We start from the raw sequence: 17,839 nt of genomic DNA on the forward strand, positions 1-17,839 counted from the left end.
AGCCAACAGCACCATGATTTACTACGGGGATTGCCCAAATCCAAACGCGACGAACTGCTTTGGGACATGAGGTTCCAATTGTTGTTCCAGCCCTGCGATTTCGTCATGCTGCCAAGCGAGATCGACCTGCAGACGTTCCAATTCACCCGAGGGCTGTTCCAGGACGGGCTCACAAAACAAGGGCTCATGGATTCTCTTGCAATGGTCCACCGGTGCAAACTTTTTGTGAACTGGAAGATGATCCAGACATTCGGGGAGAGCCCGAAGACCCTGGATCATGGCATTTACCAGTGAACGGTCCTTGAGCTCCAGCCAGTCGCCTGGACCTAGGTAAACGCCTTCTACTTTTCAAACTGATTTGTCATAGCGTCCTTGACCAGTTCGTGCTTTGCCGTCGTGGCCTCCAAGACCTGGTCGAATATCCGAGGGAGCTCTCGATCGAGGACCGCCAACCCCTGCTCGGTTATCCCGCCTTTTGTTGCCACCTTCAACCTCAGCTCGTCGAGCCCCACCTCACCTGAGGAAAGCGTCAGGGCCGTGCCCAGCAATGTCTCCACCACCATCCGCATAGCGGTACCACTTTCAAGATCGCCGCGCCTGGAGCCGGCTTCCGCGAAATGCTGGGCCATGGCGGTGATGAAGGCTGGAGCGCAGCTGGTGAGGTCGGCGGCGATCTCAAACTGGTCTTCCTTGACGATCTGGACCATCCCAACCCTCTCGAACATACCTTCGATGATCCTGGCTGACCGGGTGTCCACGCACCTGTTATGACAGATGAGCGTCACTCCGTGACCCGATCCCAGGGTCATGGAAGGGATGGCCTTGGTGATCATGCCCGGAAACACCTTTTCCAAATTCTTGATCTGAAGTCCACCGTTTATGGTGACGATATGCGCTTTGGGACGGAGATATGGCAGTATCTCTTCCAATGCAGATTTGACATCCCCGGTCCTCACGCAAAGGAATATTACATCCGCCTTCGCCACATCCGATGGTCGGGCGACCACATCGACCCCTGGATGGCCTTGTTTGAGGGCGTCCAGCTTTTCCTTGTTGCGATTGGTGACCACGGTCTCTTGCTCGGCCATGGCTCCATGTTCCAAAAGGCCTTTGATCAGCATACTTCCCATGTTCCCATATCCGACGAAACCATACCTCATCGGTCACCCCCATGGAACAGACCCAATTTGAAATAGTTGAGCAATTCGACCCCTGTCCGGTCCAACCGCAGATTGACCTGCCAGTTCTCAACGCCTTTATCGATCGCCCTGCCGACCGCCTTCTGCATCTCCTCCGACAGCTTCCCACTTGCATTGGGGGGTTGGAATCGAAGGGCATCGAAGATGAAGCATAGCAGCACGATGCCTCTCTTACCTTCCGAAATATGTTCGGAGATCTCGGTGAAGTGCCGCATGGTCCGTTCGAAAGAGGTAAATCCCTCGGTCGAGACATGGTCTGGATATCCTTTGACCCTGAGCATATGAAGCGGCGTCTTCACCTCAACGAGGGTATCGCCGTTGATCAGGAAATCGATCCGGGAATCACCGATCTTGACCTCCCTTTTTACGGTCTTGACCGGCCCCAGCAGCTTTCGCATCTGGTCCGAACCGATGAAGAACGAGACGAAATCGTTCGCGCGGCCCTGATCGATCCCGACCCACGACTTATCGGGCTTTTCCGGAGGGTCGAGGGAGAATGCCTCGACGGTCCCCCAAGTGGACCGTTGGGGGTCGTTGCTTTTCTCCACCAGGCATGGCACGTTCCTGAAAGATATGTCACCGATGCGTCCGGTCGTGGGACAATGACACCTGTGGTCATTCCCGTCGAGCATAACGTTCATTATGAAACGGTTCGGTCTGGAGGTGATCAGGCCTTCGACCAGCTCTTCACGGAACCTGTATCTATCGGCGCCCATCGAGGAGAAGAGGTCAGCATACCATATCAAATCGATTGATGGAACAAGAGAATTATACTGCGTACTGTCAATTGGACCCACATGACCATGAAGACCCGGACCATCGTCCAGAAAGTGATCGTCCCTGCCACCCCGGAAGAGGTCTATGACGCTTTCATGGACCCAGAAAAACATTCGGAGTTCACCCAAACCGAGACCACGGGCAGCCAGGAAGTAGGGGGGGAGGTGTCGGCCGGAGATGGATACATCTCGGCCAAGAATATTGAATTGAAAAAGGGCAGGAAGATCGTGCAGGAATGGACCACCACGGAATGGCCGGAGGGGTATCCGCCCTCGATCCTGGAGCTTGACCTGAGGAAGGTCGAGGGAGGTACCGAACTGACCATGACCCATTCGAAGGTTCCAGATGAGCAGGCTGATGATTATGCCGAAGGGTGGAAGGAATATTATTGGGACCTGATGGTAGAATACTTTAGGAAGAAAAAGGAAGGTTGAAAAGCGGGGATTCACTTCTTGGCCGTGAAGGTCTTCCCGACCTTGAATGCCTCGGCCACGGCTGGCCCTATCGAGAGGTAGGGGCCACCGGGGAACGCGTATAGCAACTGCCTTAAGTCCTCCACGTCGACCTTTCCGTTCTTGACAAGGGTCTTGTCTACATGGAGCTGGACCACCTCCCCTATGACCAGGTCTGTGCCGGGAAACTCGATCACTTTGGCTAATTTGCACTCGGCGCTGATACGACATTCGTTGGCCAAGGGGGCGGTCCTCAGCGTTCCATACGACACCCCGAAGACCTTCGATTTGTCCGTATCATGTCCAGAATTGATGCCACAGTAGTCGACCGCTGTCACGTTGAACTCGCTGGGGATGTTGAGGCTGAAGCAGCCATTCTGCCTGATGCCTTCCATTGTCAACCTGCCTTTTCCCAGCACCATCGCGACCATCGGGGGTTCATCGTCGAGTATTGTGAACCAGGCGACCGTACAGAAATTCGCCTTGCCATCGATGTTCGATCCGACCAAGCATACTGGCATGGCCATCGGCGGAGCGTGGCTTCCTATCTGGACCTTTTCCATGGATATCAGAAAATCAATATGAACGAACTGTGAATTATTCCTTGCTCTAGAGCGGGGTTCAGATTGATTTATTAGTCTGTCGCTCAAATCGACAGGTGAGGAAGAACATGCAGGAAATCCGCAAGATCGTTAGATCATCGAAGGGGAACCCCACTTCCGATGGAGCGGGGGTCCGACTAAAGAGGGCGTTCGGACCGGAGGACGCAGATCTCTTGGATCCTTTCCTTTTGCTGGACCATTTCGGCTCAGACGATCCGGACGACTATATGGCCGGTTTCCCGATGCACCCTCATCGAGGCATTGAGACGATCACCTACATTCTAAAAGGAACGGTAGATCACCGGGACAGCACTGGCAGGACCGGAGCCATCAACGCCGGCGATATCCAATGGATGACCGCAGGGAGCGGGATCATGCACCAGGAGATGCCTCGACTGTCTCCTACCGGGGTGAATGGATTCCAGTTATGGGTCAATCTGCCCCGGGCCCGGAAGATGATGGACCCGCGATACCGGGACGTAAGGAAAGAGACGATACCTACGGTGGAAATCGGTAACGGGGCTGAGGTAAAGGTAGTGGCGGGCAAGGTAAAGGGCACACCTGGCCCGGTCCGCGACCTGATCCTACCGGTGGAATTTCTGGACGTGACACTGAACCGAGGAGGATCTCTGGAAAGGGAGATCCCGTCGCAGAACAACGCCTTCGCCTATGTATTCGAAGGCAGCGTGAAATTCATGGAGGGAGGGCTGCTGGTGGAGACTGAGCACCTGGCCATCTTCGGAAGAGGGGACGGGGTAATGGCCGAGGCAGGTCCGGATGGTGCGCGATTTCTGCTCGTCTCCGGGAGACCGATCAAAGAGCCGATCGCGTGGGGAGGCCCGGTGGTCATGAACACCGAAGAGGAGCTGGATACGGCCTTCCGCGAGATCCATAATGGTACTTTCATAAAGACCGCGGCCCCCATCGAGGGAGGAAAGAAATAATGGCGGAACACGATTCGGCTCAACGGAGCTGAAAATGGCAGCGAACAACGGGGAAAGGATGCCGGTTTTGTTCATCGGTCATGGATCGCCCATGAACGCGATCGAGGATAACGACTATACCAGGAGCCTCACCGGATTGGGACGGATCATCCCCCGACCTGATGCGATTCTGGTGGTATCTGCACACTGGCTGACCAAGGGCACTTCGGTATGCTGCCTCCAGATACCGGAGACGATACATGATTTCTACGGTTTCCCGCGTCCCCTTTACCAGGTCCAGTATCCTGCACCGGGAGCTCCGGCCCAGGCCAAGATGCTCTCCGAGCTTTCCCCCGACCAGGTGAAGTGCGATCTGACATGGGGGTTGGACCATGCCTCGTGGGCTGTGCTGAAACACGTATTTCCAAACGCTGATGTTCCGGTATTCGAGCTCAGCCTGGACTACTTTCCCGGAACGTTCGACGAGAGGCCGGTCCGATACCATTACGACCTTGCCAAAAGGCTGGCGGCGATCCGGGAGCAGGGCGTCCTGGTAATGGGATCTGGCAATGCCGTTCACAATCTGCGAATGATCGATTTCAACCACCTCGATGCCGCCCCATATGAGTGGGCGAAGGCATTCGATGATAAACTCAAGGAACACCTTATTTCCGGTGATGACGACCATCTGATCGATTACCGGACCATGCCTGGGGGAGATCTGGCAGTGCCGACCTTGGATCACTATCTCCCTATGATCTACGCTATCGGCATGAGACAGCCTGGAGAATCACTGGAGTTCGTCCATGAGGGATTCCAGAATAAGTCCATCTCGATGCGATCGTTCATCATAAGGTGATGCACGTAATCGAGTTTTCGGACTATCGCGTCGTTCGTCCCAGTTAAGGAACGATCAGGGCAGACCATACTGGGAAAGCCTAGATCTCACGGGTCATCATATGATCGTATATCCAGAAACCATGCTTCTCGTAGAACTCTATCGCCTGGTGGTTCCTGGCCGAGGTCCTCAGCTCAACCCTCTTGACCCCGTTATTCCGGAGCCAGCCAAGCGATTCCTCCAAAAGGGCGCCGCCAGCCCCGCCCCCTCGATGTTCCTCTTTCACCGCCAGATCTGAGAGGATGCCGACCGTCCTTTCCGTGAAGATCGGCGGCCGCTCCTGAACATAGCATAAGCAGTAGCCCACCAGATCTTTTCCGTCCATTGCCGCCAAGACCAACGAGTCGCTCCGTCCCATCCGTTCCCGGATGTACTCGCCAAACTTGAGGTGACCCCCTTCCACGGTTCCATAGTAGGAGTCGATGCGCTGGTGATACTCCATGAACCCTTTCCAGATCTCCATGATCTGTTCCAGATGGGATGCATCCCCTCGGATGACCTTCATTCTCCGACCGACCGTACTTAGGCATGGGAGCTATTTCTATCCACTGGCGGCCTTACTAACGATCACAAATATGACCCCTTAGGTCATGATAAGAGAACCGCGAGATAACCCTTATCAACTGACCGATGCATGGAAGGGCCATGACGAACTGGAGGAGCCCCGGCCTATTGATGATGTTGGGCTCCTTGGAACTTTTGTTCCTAGTGCATCTGGCCGAGATCCTTTATCCTGGCTACAATGTCTCCCAGAACTACATCAGTGACCTCGGTGTCGGACCGGATCCCAGCCGTACCATATTCACCGTTGCCATAATCGCGTTCGGCATCCTCATAACCACCTCGGTCTACCTTCGGGGAGGGCCCGCCTGGGAGGTCCCCATCCTGGTGGGCCTTTCCGGAGCAGGCACCATCGGCGTAGGGGTGTTCGACGAGCATTGGGGGGTGGTCCACCTGGTGTTCGCCGGACTCGCTTTCGGCGTTGGCAGCATGGCTGCGTTGGTATCCTCGCGCACCGTCAAGGGACCACTTTCGATAGTTTTCGCAACTCTTGGCCTTACCGGTCTGATCGCACTGTGCCTACAGGGGACGAAGATCTACCTGGGATTGGGTCCGGGGGGGATGGAACGTATGATCTACTATCCGGCCATTTTCTGGGTGCTGATCTACGGGGTCTATCTCATATCCATTGAAAGATGCAAGAAATGAGGTCGTCCACGCCCTGCCGTCGGTCAAGTTTTAAGAACCGACCGACCGGCTTTATCTTTCATGGACGACCATCCGAGACGAGCAATCAGTATGATCATCGGTGCGCTGATCATTCTACTCCTGGGAGTGTTATTGGTAGAGATCATAACCAGCCCATCGAACTTCTTCCGGAACGATGGCACATATTACTTTCCCTGGTGGATCCTGGGATTCATCTTCATCATGATCTTGATCGGGTTCATCTTCAGGGTCCTGTTCTGGACCTTCGTTGGCTATGACCGGTATGGAAGGGATTTCGACAGATACAGACACTGGCATGGGAGATATTGGGAATACCCGGATAGGGGTGCGGAGCACATACTCGATGAACGATATGCCAGGGGCGAGATCACCAGGGAGCAATACCAACAGATGCTGGATGATATAAGGAAGGGGAGGCAGCGGGACAGCTCCCCCGGAACCGACCATCCTCCGAAAATGTAGGATGGTTTATCTACCCTTTGGACAATTCGAATCCTGGTCGCAGTACCAGGAGGTTCCCGGAATTATGTCAGCCACTGTTCTCTCAGCCACTCCGGGAACCGCGTGATCGCTATGTTCCCGATGCAGGTATTTTTCAGCCAGCATTCGAACGCAACCGCAACATCACAAAAGAAATGCCAAACGATCCGTATCTTGACGCCAGCGTCGCGTGGCGCATCAGGACAGGCAACCTAGAGTTCCGCGAAGCAGATTTTAGAACGACCTCACAGAACATCATAGAATCGGGTATGGCCACGGAGGTGAAGGGGCTCATCAGCACCGGCAAGGAGGCGGACGTCTACCTGGCGGGTTACAACGACGCCCCTATAGCAGTGAAGATGTACCGGCTCTACCGCACGTCGCACAGGGGAGGAAGACCGATCAAGCTTGATTCGGCTGGCAGGCTGGCGGCGCACGAGTTCGATATGTTGTACCAAGCCTGGAAGGGAGGCGCCCTGGTTCCCACACCAGCAAAACGGGTGGAGAACATGCTCTCCATGCGCTACCTGGGAAACGAGCTGGGAACCGCCCCCAGGCTGGTCGACGCTGAATTGGATGACCCCGAGACCTTCATGATCTCTGTGATTCAGGGAATCGAGTCCTTGGCCAAGGCAGGTGTCGTCCATTCCGATCTGAGTCCCTACAACATCTTGGTCTTCGAAGGCAGGCCGTGGTTCATCGATCTGTCGGAGGCGATAAGGGTGGACCGGTTAGGCTATTCCCATTGGCAACGACTGGACGAGGCAAAGAAAGCGTTAGAACACGGTCTGAGGACGATCCAGGACCATTTCCTCAAGTATGGAGTGACGAACCGCGATGATGACTTCGTAGAGAGGATCATCTCATCATTGGACAGGTTCAATGTGAGGGAACGACCAGGATGATATTTGGAGCGTGTGTGGTTATCAGATCAGCCTGAGCCTGATCCCAAGGTGGTCGGATAGGTTCTCCAGGTCCTGGACAACATAATAGAAGGCCATCCAGGACCATTTTCCCCACCGCCGGATCCCTTCCTTCTTGATGAGCTGAAGCTCCTTGTCCTTGTTGATCGGCTCGTTGCCGAAGAAGAGGAGCCCAAACACATCGGCCGACCACACATCGATGGGAAATCCGCCCTTGGGGTTGATGATGTCCGCGGAATAGTCGCCGATGCCAGGGAGCTCCAGCAGCTTCCCCTTCGCCTCTTCCGGCGAAAGTTGTTCAAGCTCCTCGATACCAGGGAAACCCTCGTTCTCGATCTTCTTCGCCAACCTCACCAGGTGCTTGGCCCGGTATCCCATGTTACAGGACTTCGCTAGCACCTCAGGGGTTACCGAAGCCAGAGAGCTCGGCCGAGGCCAGGTGTTCACCTTTTTTCCGTCGAACTCGGCCACGTCCCCGTAGGTGTTCAAAAGACATTCCATCATCTGGTTGCTTCTTGCTATGGTGGTCATCTGCAATGTTATGGCCAGGACGGCGTCCGGAAATATCGTGCTTGGCATGGTGTTGTGCATGCCCTTCAGGTCGGCCACTGTGTGTTTCAGAATGTCGTCCTTTTCCGCCATGGCATAGAACTCGGTAAGATCTTCGTCCGCACCTATGCTCCGGGTCAAGGACCGGTTGATCGTCCGAAGCTGACTGGCATCTGGCTTCCGCTCAAGATAAATCTCGGCAACGACTGCGGGCTCGTCTATCGTTCCCTTCGAACTGAGCTTGATCCCGACGAGCGTGCCTTCGATGTGGGTGGCTGTCCATAGCGTGCCGGTCTCGAAGATCTCTGAGGGAGTGAACAGGGGCCATCCGGCTGGCTTCCTGACCGTGAGCATATAATCGTATGGGCTCTTCGGGATGATCTCAGACGTGAAGGCGGACACTAGCTTCAATAGGACACCATAGCTCAAGCGGAATACCATCCATTTAACGCCTACCATGACCTTGTATAGACCTCGGCATGCTGTCGAATGTCCCCTTCGTCGCAACCATAATGAATCAGCGGATGCAAAGGCTGCATGAAGACTGGGAATATGAACATCACGGGCAATACTGTCCTGATCACAGGCGGGGCGACCGGAATTGGTCTGGCGCTGGCGGGGGCGTTCATCATCGCAGGAAATGAGGTCATCGTCTGCTCAAGGACCGAAGAGAACCTCCGAAAGGCCCGGGAAAAGCTCCCAGAGCTGCACATCCACAGGTGCGACCTTTCAAGACCCGATGGGTGTGAGGCTCTGCGCGATTGGGTCGTATCCAGATATCCCGAAGTGAACATCCTGGTCAACAATGCCGGTATACAAAGGATGATCGATTTCCGAAAGGGGGCGACAGATCTGCTGAGCCACCGCGCATCCGATGGGATGGACGAGATAGATGTGAACCTGAAGGCCTATGTCTATCTCACCGCCTTCTTGGTCCCTGACCTTATGAAGAAGCCGAAAGCGGCAGTTGTCAACATCTCATCAGGTCTCGGTTTCATCCCCCTTGCGATAACCCCTGTCTACTCGGCCACGAAAGCTGCTGTTCACTCGTTCAGCGTATCCCTCAGGCATCAGTTGAGGAACACATCGGTGAAGGTCTTTGAGATAATCCCTCCCATTGTCGATACCGATCTGGACCAAGGCCAGCGCAACGCAAGAGGCCAAACGAACAGGGGCATTCCGCCCAGTGAGGTGGCTAAGGCCACACTGCAGGCTTTCGGATCCGATGTCTATGAGCTGGCCATCGGGATGGCCCAGGGTCTCAAGGCCAGTTCTAAGAGTAATTTTGAGGAATATTTCAACAACATGAACAGGGGCTTCTAAGATCTGCGATGAGCCCGGGCCTGGACCGGTCCACCTCATTATGGCCGATTGCCATAGCGCATTATCCGGACAGCTTCCTCCTCGTCGATATCATACCAGTTGCGGTAGGCGTCAGCAACGGCGAATGGCATACCCCGTATGTTCAGGCACACCACCTCATCCACCTCTCTAGCCACCATTTCTACGGACCGGTCCGAACCGGTCGGGACCGCCACTACCACTGATGCCGGATGCGCCTGCTTCACCTTACGGACCGCTGCCAGCATGGTATAGCCAGAAGCCAGACCATCATCCACCAGGATCACCACTTTACCTTTAAGATCGGGAAAAGGACGAACACCCCGAAGGGCCCTCTCCCGCGAGAGCCCTTCCCTCATGGCATCCCCCTTTGCCTTTTCGATCTGCCCGTGGGTCAGTGCCATGTCCGAGACCAGCTCATTGTTCAGGACCGCGTCCCCATCCATGGACATTGCTCCGAATCCTGCCTCCGGGTTCAAAGGGACGTGCAGCTTTCGCACTATGATGACGTCCATGACCGCACCTAGACCTTCGGCGATCTCCGCCGCTATGGGTAGACCCCCCGAAGGTATCGCCAGGACCGCTAGGTCCTTACCCCGGTACTTTTCAAGGCGTTTCACCAGCTCCATCCCCGATTCGGCCCGGTCCCTGAACACGAAACGTTTCTGCCTTAGCTGCATGTCCTCGACGATCAATCCCATAATACCACCACAGAAATTTGAGTCACCATTGAGGGCACGATGTCTTGTATAGCGGTCACCAGAGCAATATCCCCCAGTACCTTAGCGCAAAGAACAGGCCCATGACGATCACCGCGCCGGCGAACCCAGCCTTTATCATGAAGGCGTTGCTGGTGAAGCCTTTCGTCAGGCGGTTCCTGACCTCACCGGAGACAGCGCAGGATGGAATGACCACAAAACCATGTGCCAGTCCGAAGGCGAACAAAAGCAATCCGCTCTGAAGGGCCGGCACCCCAAGTGCGAAGATGAGAAGGATCATCGGGAATACCAATGAAAGGGCACAGGGCGCCCAACCGATGGAGAACAGGATCCCGAGGAAGAATCCGGCCATCGGTCTTGACCGTCCCTTGAAATGAGTGAGCAGATGTTTGCCGCTGCTCCTAATTCCTCCTTCGGGAACGTTACCGCAGGAAGGTCCTTCTCCCTGCCGGTTCCTGGCCCCAAATATCAGCCCCCCCAGAGGCCAGACACTGTTGGCTCCCAGGATGATCAGCACTGCTCCGGCCAGAAGATAGAACAGCGGAGAGAACACCAAGAACCCGCTCAGATAACCGATCGTCAACCCGATAAGCAGGAACACCACCGACATGCCGAGAGTAAAGGCCACCCCTGTTCCGATGTTCTGCATCAGCTCTTTCTTGGAGCTTACCTCGGACGGCCTCCTTCCGCTGGCGGAGCCTATGTACATCATCATTGTGAATAGCAGCGCCAGAGAACACGGCGAGAAGGATGTGATGATCCCCAGGCCGACCACGCTTGTAAGACCGAGGGCGGTCTGTGAAGTGGTTCCCAACATGGTGTCCCCCATCTTTCCAGATGCGATGGCTTCCGATACCGACATCAGCCCGTCGGCGGTCTGAACCCCATCCATCACACCTCTCCCCACGACATAGATATGAAAGGCGGCAGCGACGTTCTGGTGTCCATCGATGATGAGCACCGATGGATCGGAAAAGGCCCCGTTCACCTGCCAATATTCCAGATAATCCTTGCCGATCGGGTAGGGCTCGAATTCCTCGACCCATCGCCATTTGACATCGATACCGTAATCCTTTTGCGCGATCTCCCATCCCGGTTCTGAGCTGGGAACCTTCCGCAGGTTCAAGGTGACCACAACGATGTTGGGATCGCCCTTGTCGGCCAGCCTCTTGATCTCATTCAATTGGCCCGCAATGGATCTCTCGCACTCCAAACAAAGCGGGTTCTCCAGCTGGGTGATATGCAATATTACGATCTTGTTCCTGAAATCGAAAAGCGAGAAGTTCTGACCGTTCCGGTCCATGGCGATAAAATCAGACGCTGGCTTGATCTTCTCTGTAGGTTGTGTCTGGATCCCGAAGGTGAGGAACATCATCGCAAGGGCAAGCATGAAGATGACAACGATCACGACAGCCCCTTTGATTCGAGATCTCATGTTCCTCCTAGCTGCCGATCGAATGGTGTGCGATGGCGTCGTTGATCCAACTGTTGAGCAGGGTCAGGCTGACGATCCCCTCCCAGCTATGCCAGACCACAGTCGTGTTGCCATCGTCGCTTCGGATCTGGTTTATCACGACGACCAGCGGGACCAGGTGCGAACCCCCAGATGGGTCGTACACGCTAAGCGCCTCGTTCAATGCCGCATCATCCCTTCCCCCCAGTAGGTCAAAATAGGTGAGATTGCCCTCATGCGATCCGTTCACCTCGACGCAGATGGGCTCCTGAACGGCGCATGCCATGCAACCCTCGATATGGGCGAAGATCATCACCGGGCCATTATCCAAAGCGGAGATCACCCAGGATGGATGTGGCATGGTCGAGTTCAGGGAAACCCCTATCGATGGATTTGAGACCCAGAAATCGTTAGCCCCTGATCCGGTCTGACGGTCTGTGAATGTGGCTGGATCCTGGACCGGGGAGCCGCTCAGGATGGTGAATGAGATCAGGCAGACCACGATCAAGGATGAGACCACAAGCAATGAAATGGTCCTGTTGCCGCGTCCGGAAAGGCTCCGGCAGGATTGACATCTCATAGCCCTTGGTGCTATCGATGTCCCGCACTTCCTGCATTTTTGTTCAAGGTCCGTGGTCATGGCGTCGCTCCCCCCGTCCGTCGCCGTTGACGATCGGTGTGGTGAAGGCTTGAATGGTTGTTCCTATATCAAAGACACTAGCTCGGATAGCTTACGGTAACGAATACAATGACGTTCGTTATGATAATTTTGTGGAAGATTGTACATTGAGGCGCCTCATGCCGAAGCCGGTCATCCGCAACCGATATTAACCAGGGGCTCACACCAATATTACGGCGATCATCTGGCTGAAAGAACCCGAGAGAACCTGAGCAAGTGCTGCGGTTCCGGTGAACGCTGATGATGTTTGCCTGAGGGATCCTGATGGACGCGTTCGAAGAATCGATGGCCGCTTGGGGCAGAATGAGCGATGAAGACAAGAAAAAGCTGGAGGGTCAGAACAGGGACCTATGCAATTGCCCAACCTGTCCCACGTATGCCGATTGCGCCAAAAAGAAAAAGGAGCTGGTGTTCTGCTTCGGGGGGAAAAGCAGCTGCATCACCACTTCAAAGGGATGCCACTGTCCCGGATGCCGGGTCAAAGCAAACTTTGGATTGACGAACATCTATTACTGCCTGAACGGCACGGAGATGGATATAAGGAAAGGAGACTAAGCCACAGATCTCCGGCCTGGAGGATGCCAGGCTTCTGGGTCTGCGGTTTAGGAAGTTGAAGGTGTTTTTCTCCAGAGACATCACTTGACGATCTCATCGGTCGCCAGCTGGACAGCCACATTCTGCTCCGGTGTCTTGGTCGCTTCGGACTCGGAAGCCTCCCCATTGACCTCGGTGCCGTTGTGATACTCCTCGGCCGATTGAAGCGGTACGCTCCGGATGAAGATGCTGACCACCCAGGCGGCGAGCACGAACACCATTCCAATGAGGAACATGTAGGTGATGCTGTTGCTCAGCGAGAGGCGGATGGCCTCGATCACCGGTGCTGGTATGGTCGCCGCGGCTGGGGTCAATAGCAACCCTCCCAGGCTGTTGACGTCCGTTGTGGGCAGCACCGACATCGCTCCGGCCGGCAGGTTCTGGTTCAGCTGGGTCACCATAGTGTTGTTCACGATCACGCCCAGTATTGTGACGCCAATGGTGCCACCGAGACCGCGGAACAGGCTCATGGCACTGGTCATGATGCCGATCTCACACTTCTGGCATACGTTCTGCGCTGCCACGATGTAGTTGGCGAAGACAAACCCAAGTCCGAGGCCGGTTATGATCAGATAGATGACGGCATCCCATACGGTCGAGCCTCCATGAAGCGTGGAAAGCAAGTAAAGGCCGAACGCCCCGATCAGCGGACCGGAGACTAGCCATACCTTGTATCCCGTCTTCTTGATGGCGAACCCCGAGACCATCGCACCTCCCATAGCTCCCATCATCAGCGGTATCAGTACCTCGCCGCTGTATGTGGCCGACATGCCGATCACCGCTTGCAGGAACAGCGGCAGGAATGCGATGATGCCGAACAGACCGAACGACATCAGCAACAGTGCGGCCGAGCCGAGGGTGAATATCGGCTCCTTGAACAGGTGAAGCGGGAGGATCGGGTCATCGGCCCTGCGCTCTATGAACGCAAATGCAACGACCGATGCTATCGACAGCACACCCAGGCCGATTATCTCGATGCTCTCCCAGGGATAGGTCGATCCGCCCCAGGTGAGCAGAAGCAGGAACGCCGACAGCGATGTGGTCAATGCGGCCATGCCGGCAAAGTCTAGCCTCTTCTTTTCTGCGTTCACCAATTTGGGGAACTTGAACGAGGTGACCAGTATCGCGGCCACTCCGACCGGCAGGTTCACGTAGAACACCCAGCGCCAGTCCATGTTGTCGACGATGAATCCACCCATGAAAGGTCCGATGATGCTCGACACCGCGAAGATGGCACCCAGCATTCCCTGGATCTTGCCCCGCTCGGTGGGGGCGTACAGGTCCGCGACCGTGGACATGGCCACCGGCATCAGTGCACCGCCACCAAGACCTTGAATGAACCGGCACATGATCAGCTGCTCCATCGACCCGGACATCCCTGCCAGGATCGAACCGCCAAGGAACAGGCCCATTCCGGCCAGGAACACTGGCCTACGGCCATATAGGTCGGACATCTTTCCGGCGATCGGGATGGTGACGGTCTCGGCGAGCATGTAGGCGGTGAACAGCCACGAGAACAGGCTCATGCCTCCCAGGTCACCCACGATCTTTGGCAGGCTGGTTCCGACCACCGTCTGGTCCAGTGAGGCGATAAGCATGCCTAGGGCCAATCCCAGCATTATGAAAGTACGGGCCCTCTTCTTGGTCCGCTCTTCAGCGGTGAGAGGTTTGGTTTCTACTTTTTCCTTCTTTGGTCTTCCAAACATCATGACACTTCCTTGGTTGGTCGTGAATTACTTTCCGCAGCAGGCTTCATTGCGGTGGTTCTGCTTTTCTCTCAGGAACTCCAGGAATGTGCCTTCCTTGGCACCTAACAAGCGCTCGGCCAGGAAAGATACCACCTTTACGTTGTGCTCCTTGTCCTCGCAATAATCGGCACCGCTCTCGCTGTGGTCGATCACGCTCTTCAACGCGAACAATCCCGTGGCCGTCTCCCGGGGATAGGGAGTGTTGAAGACCCCCTCATCCACCCCCTGACGAATGATCGATTCCAAGGCTGGGACCAGGAACTTCATGGTACGGGCCTGGAACTGCAAGTGCAACGCCTGGTTACGCTCTTCGTGGAAATATTGCATTAGCTTTCCCCCGCGAACCTTGATTACGTCTGCCGGTGGGGTCATGGCGTTCAAACGCTCCATCGCCGTCAATCCCTTACGGTTGACAGCCTCCACCACGATCTGTTCCATCTCCGCCAATATCCGGTCGACTATCGCTGACAGCAGCTCCTCTCTGGACTTGAAATAGTAATAGAACAACCCTTTGGCAACCCCAACTCTCTGGACGATATCGTCTATGGATGTGTTTTCGAACCCTTTTTCGTTGAACAGCGCCTCGGCGGCGTTGATGAACTCCAGGCGTCTATCGGAGGCGGCTTTAGTAGAGCGAGGCATCGTATTACCTGACTGACCGTCAGTCAGTAAACAAAGTTATGTATATATTTGTTTCGAGGCCGAACCAATGATCGAGACGGAAATGATGTCGGGATCGATCGACCAGTTGACCATTTTACATGTCCCGGTGAGATGGTTTATAATTTATTGAAAAGGATGGGTCGGGAGGGGGTTGCCCTCCATCGGTTTGGTAAAGCCTTACAACAGTAGGCCGGCGGCCTTCAGCTCTTCGGTAATCTTGTCGACCGCCGCTTCCACGTCCTGCGGCTTCCGTGCACCGGTACATACCAGTTTGCCTGAGCCGAACAGCAACAGCACTACCTTTGGCTCGTCCAGACGGTAGACCAGGCCGGGGAACTGCTCCGGTTCGTACTCCACGCGCTCCAGACCAAGGGTGATGGCTATGACGTTCAGGTTGATCTTCTGCCCTAGGTCGGACGAAGCAACTATGTTCTGGACCTCGATCTTCGGCTCGCTGTCCAAGTTGATCCCCGCCTTGCGGATCTGGGTCGTCACTTTGTCGATGGCCAGCTTTACCTGGTCCAGGCTCTTAGCCCCAGTGCATACGACCTTTCCACTGCGGAACAGCAGTGTCGCTGTCTTTGGTTCTTTCAAACGGTATATGAGACCGGGGAACTGCTCCGGTTCATAGTCCGCACCATCCAATGAGACCGCCAACGCTTGCAGGTCCAACTCGGTTCCGAGCGAGGCGGAGGCTACCACATTCTCTATCTTGTATTTGGAAATAGGAACACCTGACCAAGCCTAGTATATAACCTATATATACTAACTTTTGCCCGCTAAAATCGCTTTATTAACAGCGTTAATCCACATTAGGCGATGATTTTGCTCATTTTGTATGAAAACGGTGTTGCCTAGGCCCTTTGTTTCAATATACCGTCGAGAAACTACTTGTATGACTCTTTTTCATGTTTTCCTCATGTCCTCAGAAATAAAGATAGTAGAGCAGACACCCGTTCCTATGCTTTCGATGAGAGAGAAGATCCAAAACACCGCGATCAAATCCAAGATGGGTGAGATGTTCGGACAACTCTGGATGTACATGGAGAAGAACAAGATCCAGGTCGCCGGCCCACCGTTTGCCGTCTATCATGATTATGACCAACAGACCTGTGACATGGAATGCGGATTCCCTACGGTGAAGCCGGAGAAGGGAGAGGCCGACATCCTATCCTCATCCGTCCCTGGCGGTAAATGCGTGATGGCCACCCATGTCGGGCCCTACGAGAAGATCATGGACACCTACCAGATCATCCAGGAATTCATGCACAAAGAGGGGCTCAAACCGAAGAAGGTCATGTGGGAGAGATATATCAACGACCCGGCGACGGTGAAGGACCAGAATGAGCTGGTAACCGAGATCTACTGGCCGATCGATTGAATGAAGGGATTCGCAAATATCGGATGAGTCAATAAATGGATGGGATCGATCCTGGAAACACGGCAGTCGCAATAAGAGTATGATCCGTCCGATCATCCGAAGACCGCATGGAATACCTGTGACCGGCGTAGAACATCGCATAAACAGTAGGTGATGATGATGGCAAGAACAACTGCACTAACAAATTTCAAGATGATCGGCAGATCGATGTTGACGAGCAGCAGCGTGATCACCACCAGGATCGGGGCATGGAGGAAATAGACTGCAAAGGCATTCTCAGAAAGAAATCTTGTGCTTCTGCTCTGAAAGTTCATTCGGTTCTTATACCAGACCAACAGCGAAACGGATGCAGCCACGCAAAACGTCTGCTCCCAGATCGCCAGTGCCAGTGCCTGCCAATTCAGCCCTCCCATGAAGGAGGTGTAGTCGCTGTCCATCATCCCGCTGGAAAAGACAAGGACGGGCCATGCCAATATGGCGAGCACAATGGTCAGGTATTTCCATATCTTGCCCGCTCTCATCGGAAGGTCATCAAGCCATCCATTTTGCTTGGACATGATGCCCAGAGCGAACAGGATGACATACTGGAAGAAGAATGGTACCTGCATTATCCAAACATTGGACCCAATGGGATATACTATCCTGACCATGAAAGAACCGACAGCCATCATCAGGCCCAACGCGAGCAATTCGCGATTACCATAAGTTCTTTTCTGGAGAATAGGTAGATGTTTTCTCACTCCAACATAAACCAAAGTGAAAATCAGCAACACAATGGCGAACCAGAGTGGTCCGGGCTGATACCGCTCCGGGTCAACCAAGTATGCCAGGTAATAATCGAAGAACGAAGTGCCGTAATAATTTAGAAAATAGACAATCCCCGGCCCTATCATGATAATGAAAAGGATCACGGGTATTCCCAGCCGCTTCAGCCTCTCGGCGACAAACCGGCTCTTTCCCTTTCTTTCCAATGATGACGGAATGAAATACCCGGCCAGAAAGAACATCAGTCCCATGAAGAAGGTCTGAGAAACGGTGGGGATCCAGGTGAGGATCATTCCGGTCGCAGCATCGGTGGAAGCTCTATCGTAATAGAACCAGCCACCCACCGGCCCATAGGTCGCCGAAGCATGAACAACAATGACCAGAATGATCAATGTCCATCGAAGGTTGTCTATGTAGTGGAGACGACCGGTGCTCGGGTTCATCTGGGAAAATTAAGTGGTCC

Annotated in this window: 22 protein-coding genes; 10 read left to right on the forward strand and 12 right to left on the reverse strand. The window is 54.5% G+C overall.

Annotation, left to right across the window (positions count from 1 at the left end):
• Nucleotides 1-294: DUF2299 family protein (locus VGK23_07955; GenBank protein HEY3420469.1), on the forward strand; the 294-nt coding region annotated here is incomplete at its 5' end.
• A 47-nt stretch (nt 295-341) separates the two neighbouring features.
• On the opposite strand, the gene VGK23_07960 is transcribed toward VGK23_07955, so the two are convergent.
• On the reverse strand, nt 342-1,160 hold the full coding sequence (locus VGK23_07960) for a pyrroline-5-carboxylate reductase dimerization domain-containing protein (protein ID HEY3420470.1): 819 nt from the start codon (nt 1,158-1,160) through the stop codon (nt 342-344).
• Nucleotides 1,157-1,915 (reverse strand): DNA/RNA nuclease SfsA, encoded by a 759-nt coding sequence (locus VGK23_07965; GenBank protein HEY3420471.1) that lies wholly within the window; start codon nt 1,913-1,915, stop codon nt 1,157-1,159. The genes VGK23_07960 and VGK23_07965 overlap by 4 nt, the downstream gene beginning before the upstream one ends.
• Before the next feature lie 81 nt (nt 1,916-1,996).
• Here VGK23_07965 and VGK23_07970 point away from each other — a divergent pair, with 81 nt between their 5' ends.
• On the forward strand, nt 1,997-2,410 hold the full coding sequence (locus VGK23_07970; protein ID HEY3420472.1) for an SRPBCC domain-containing protein: 414 nt from the start codon (nt 1,997-1,999) through the stop codon (nt 2,408-2,410).
• A gap of 11 nt (nt 2,411-2,421) precedes the next feature.
• Here the strand turns inward: VGK23_07970 and VGK23_07975 are convergent, their stop codons facing one another.
• On the reverse strand, nt 2,422-2,991 hold the full coding sequence (locus VGK23_07975) for a flavin reductase family protein (GenBank protein HEY3420473.1): 570 nt from the start codon (nt 2,989-2,991) through the stop codon (nt 2,422-2,424).
• A gap of 107 nt (nt 2,992-3,098) precedes the next feature.
• Between VGK23_07975 and VGK23_07980 the strand changes: the two genes are divergently transcribed.
• Both VGK23_07980 and ygiD read left to right on the forward strand, forming a co-directional pair.
• The gene (locus VGK23_07980; GenBank protein HEY3420474.1) at nt 3,099-3,974 is read left to right on the forward strand and encodes a pirin family protein; all 876 of its coding nucleotides are present in this window, start codon (nt 3,099-3,101) and stop codon (nt 3,972-3,974) included.
• A 34-nt stretch (nt 3,975-4,008) separates the two neighbouring features.
• Nucleotides 4,009-4,812: a 4,5-DOPA dioxygenase extradiol gene (gene ygiD / locus VGK23_07985; GenBank protein ID HEY3420475.1), complete on the forward strand. Its 804-nt coding sequence runs from the start codon at nt 4,009-4,011 to the stop codon at nt 4,810-4,812.
• Nucleotides 4,813-4,891: 79 nt separating this feature from the next.
• Here the strand turns inward: ygiD and VGK23_07990 are convergent, their stop codons facing one another.
• Nucleotides 4,892-5,356 (reverse strand): GNAT family N-acetyltransferase, encoded by a 465-nt coding sequence (locus VGK23_07990; GenBank protein ID HEY3420476.1) that lies wholly within the window; start codon nt 5,354-5,356, stop codon nt 4,892-4,894.
• Between the two features lie 140 nt (nt 5,357-5,496).
• On the opposite strand from VGK23_07990, the gene VGK23_07995 reads away from it, so the two are divergent.
• The 3 genes from VGK23_07995 (at nt 5,497) to VGK23_08005 (ending at nt 7,466) form a co-directional block, all read left to right on the forward strand.
• Nucleotides 5,497-6,060, forward strand: coding sequence for a DUF998 domain-containing protein (locus tag VGK23_07995; GenBank protein ID HEY3420477.1), 564 nt, complete (start codon nt 5,497-5,499; stop codon nt 6,058-6,060).
• Between the two features lie 60 nt (nt 6,061-6,120).
• Nucleotides 6,121-6,543, forward strand: coding sequence for an SHOCT domain-containing protein (locus VGK23_08000; GenBank protein ID HEY3420478.1), 423 nt, complete (start codon nt 6,121-6,123; stop codon nt 6,541-6,543).
• Nucleotides 6,544-6,716: 173 nt separating this feature from the next.
• Nucleotides 6,717-7,466, forward strand: coding sequence for an RIO1 family regulatory kinase/ATPase (locus tag VGK23_08005; protein HEY3420479.1), 750 nt, complete (start codon nt 6,717-6,719; stop codon nt 7,464-7,466).
• Nucleotides 7,467-7,487: 21 nt separating this feature from the next.
• Here the strand turns inward: VGK23_08005 and VGK23_08010 are convergent, their stop codons facing one another.
• A complete protein-coding gene (locus VGK23_08010; GenBank protein HEY3420480.1) occupies nt 7,488-8,444 on the reverse strand; it encodes an endonuclease III domain-containing protein in 957 nt (318 codons plus the stop codon).
• Nucleotides 8,445-8,570: 126 nt separating this feature from the next.
• On the opposite strand from VGK23_08010, the gene VGK23_08015 reads away from it, so the two are divergent.
• Nucleotides 8,571-9,356, forward strand: coding sequence for an SDR family NAD(P)-dependent oxidoreductase (locus VGK23_08015; protein HEY3420481.1), 786 nt, complete (start codon nt 8,571-8,573; stop codon nt 9,354-9,356).
• Between the two features lie 38 nt (nt 9,357-9,394).
• Here VGK23_08015 and VGK23_08020 read toward each other — a convergent pair whose 3' ends face one another.
• The 3 genes from VGK23_08020 to VGK23_08030 are packed head-to-tail and all read right to left on the reverse strand — an operon-like array spanning nt 9,395 to nt 12,186.
• Nucleotides 9,395-10,075, reverse strand: a complete 681-nt coding sequence (locus VGK23_08020) for a phosphoribosyltransferase family protein (GenBank protein ID HEY3420482.1) — start codon at nt 10,073-10,075, stop codon at nt 9,395-9,397.
• Nucleotides 10,076-10,130: 55 nt separating this feature from the next.
• A complete protein-coding gene (locus VGK23_08025) occupies nt 10,131-11,528 on the reverse strand; it encodes a cytochrome c biogenesis protein CcdA (protein HEY3420483.1) in 1,398 nt (465 codons plus the stop codon).
• 7 nt (nt 11,529-11,535) lie between these two features.
• On the reverse strand, nt 11,536-12,186 hold the full coding sequence (locus VGK23_08030; GenBank protein ID HEY3420484.1) for a hypothetical protein: 651 nt from the start codon (nt 12,184-12,186) through the stop codon (nt 11,536-11,538).
• A gap of 303 nt (nt 12,187-12,489) precedes the next feature.
• Here VGK23_08030 and VGK23_08035 point away from each other — a divergent pair, with 303 nt between their 5' ends.
• The gene (locus tag VGK23_08035) at nt 12,490-12,780 is read left to right on the forward strand and encodes a DUF2769 domain-containing protein (GenBank protein ID HEY3420485.1); all 291 of its coding nucleotides are present in this window, start codon (nt 12,490-12,492) and stop codon (nt 12,778-12,780) included.
• Nucleotides 12,781-12,860: 80 nt separating this feature from the next.
• On the opposite strand, the gene VGK23_08040 is transcribed toward VGK23_08035, so the two are convergent.
• The 3 genes from VGK23_08040 to VGK23_08050 all read right to left on the reverse strand — a co-directional run bounded on the left by VGK23_08040 (nt 12,861) and on the right by VGK23_08050 (nt 15,956).
• Nucleotides 12,861-14,528 carry an MDR family MFS transporter gene (locus tag VGK23_08040; GenBank protein HEY3420486.1) on the reverse strand — a complete coding sequence of 556 codons (1,668 nt, stop codon included), beginning with the start codon at nt 14,526-14,528 and terminating at the stop codon, nt 12,861-12,863.
• A 24-nt stretch (nt 14,529-14,552) separates the two neighbouring features.
• On the reverse strand, nt 14,553-15,209 hold the full coding sequence (locus VGK23_08045) for a TetR/AcrR family transcriptional regulator (GenBank protein HEY3420487.1): 657 nt from the start codon (nt 15,207-15,209) through the stop codon (nt 14,553-14,555).
• A gap of 198 nt (nt 15,210-15,407) precedes the next feature.
• Nucleotides 15,408-15,956, reverse strand: coding sequence for a TATA-box-binding protein (locus VGK23_08050; GenBank protein HEY3420488.1), 549 nt, complete (start codon nt 15,954-15,956; stop codon nt 15,408-15,410).
• Nucleotides 15,957-16,149: 193 nt separating this feature from the next.
• Between VGK23_08050 and VGK23_08055 the strand changes: the two genes are divergently transcribed.
• A complete protein-coding gene (locus tag VGK23_08055) occupies nt 16,150-16,611 on the forward strand; it encodes a GyrI-like domain-containing protein (GenBank protein HEY3420489.1) in 462 nt (153 codons plus the stop codon).
• 92 nt (nt 16,612-16,703) lie between these two features.
• On the opposite strand, the gene VGK23_08060 is transcribed toward VGK23_08055, so the two are convergent.
• Entirely contained in the window at nt 16,704-17,819 is a 1,116-nt protein-coding gene (locus VGK23_08060; GenBank protein ID HEY3420490.1) for an acyltransferase family protein, read from the reverse strand.
• Between the last annotated feature and the right edge of the window lie 20 nt (nt 17,820-17,839).

Source organism: Methanomassiliicoccales archaeon, from assembly GCA_036504055.1.
Classification (GTDB): domain Archaea; phylum Thermoplasmatota; class Thermoplasmata; order Methanomassiliicoccales; family UBA472; genus DASXVU01.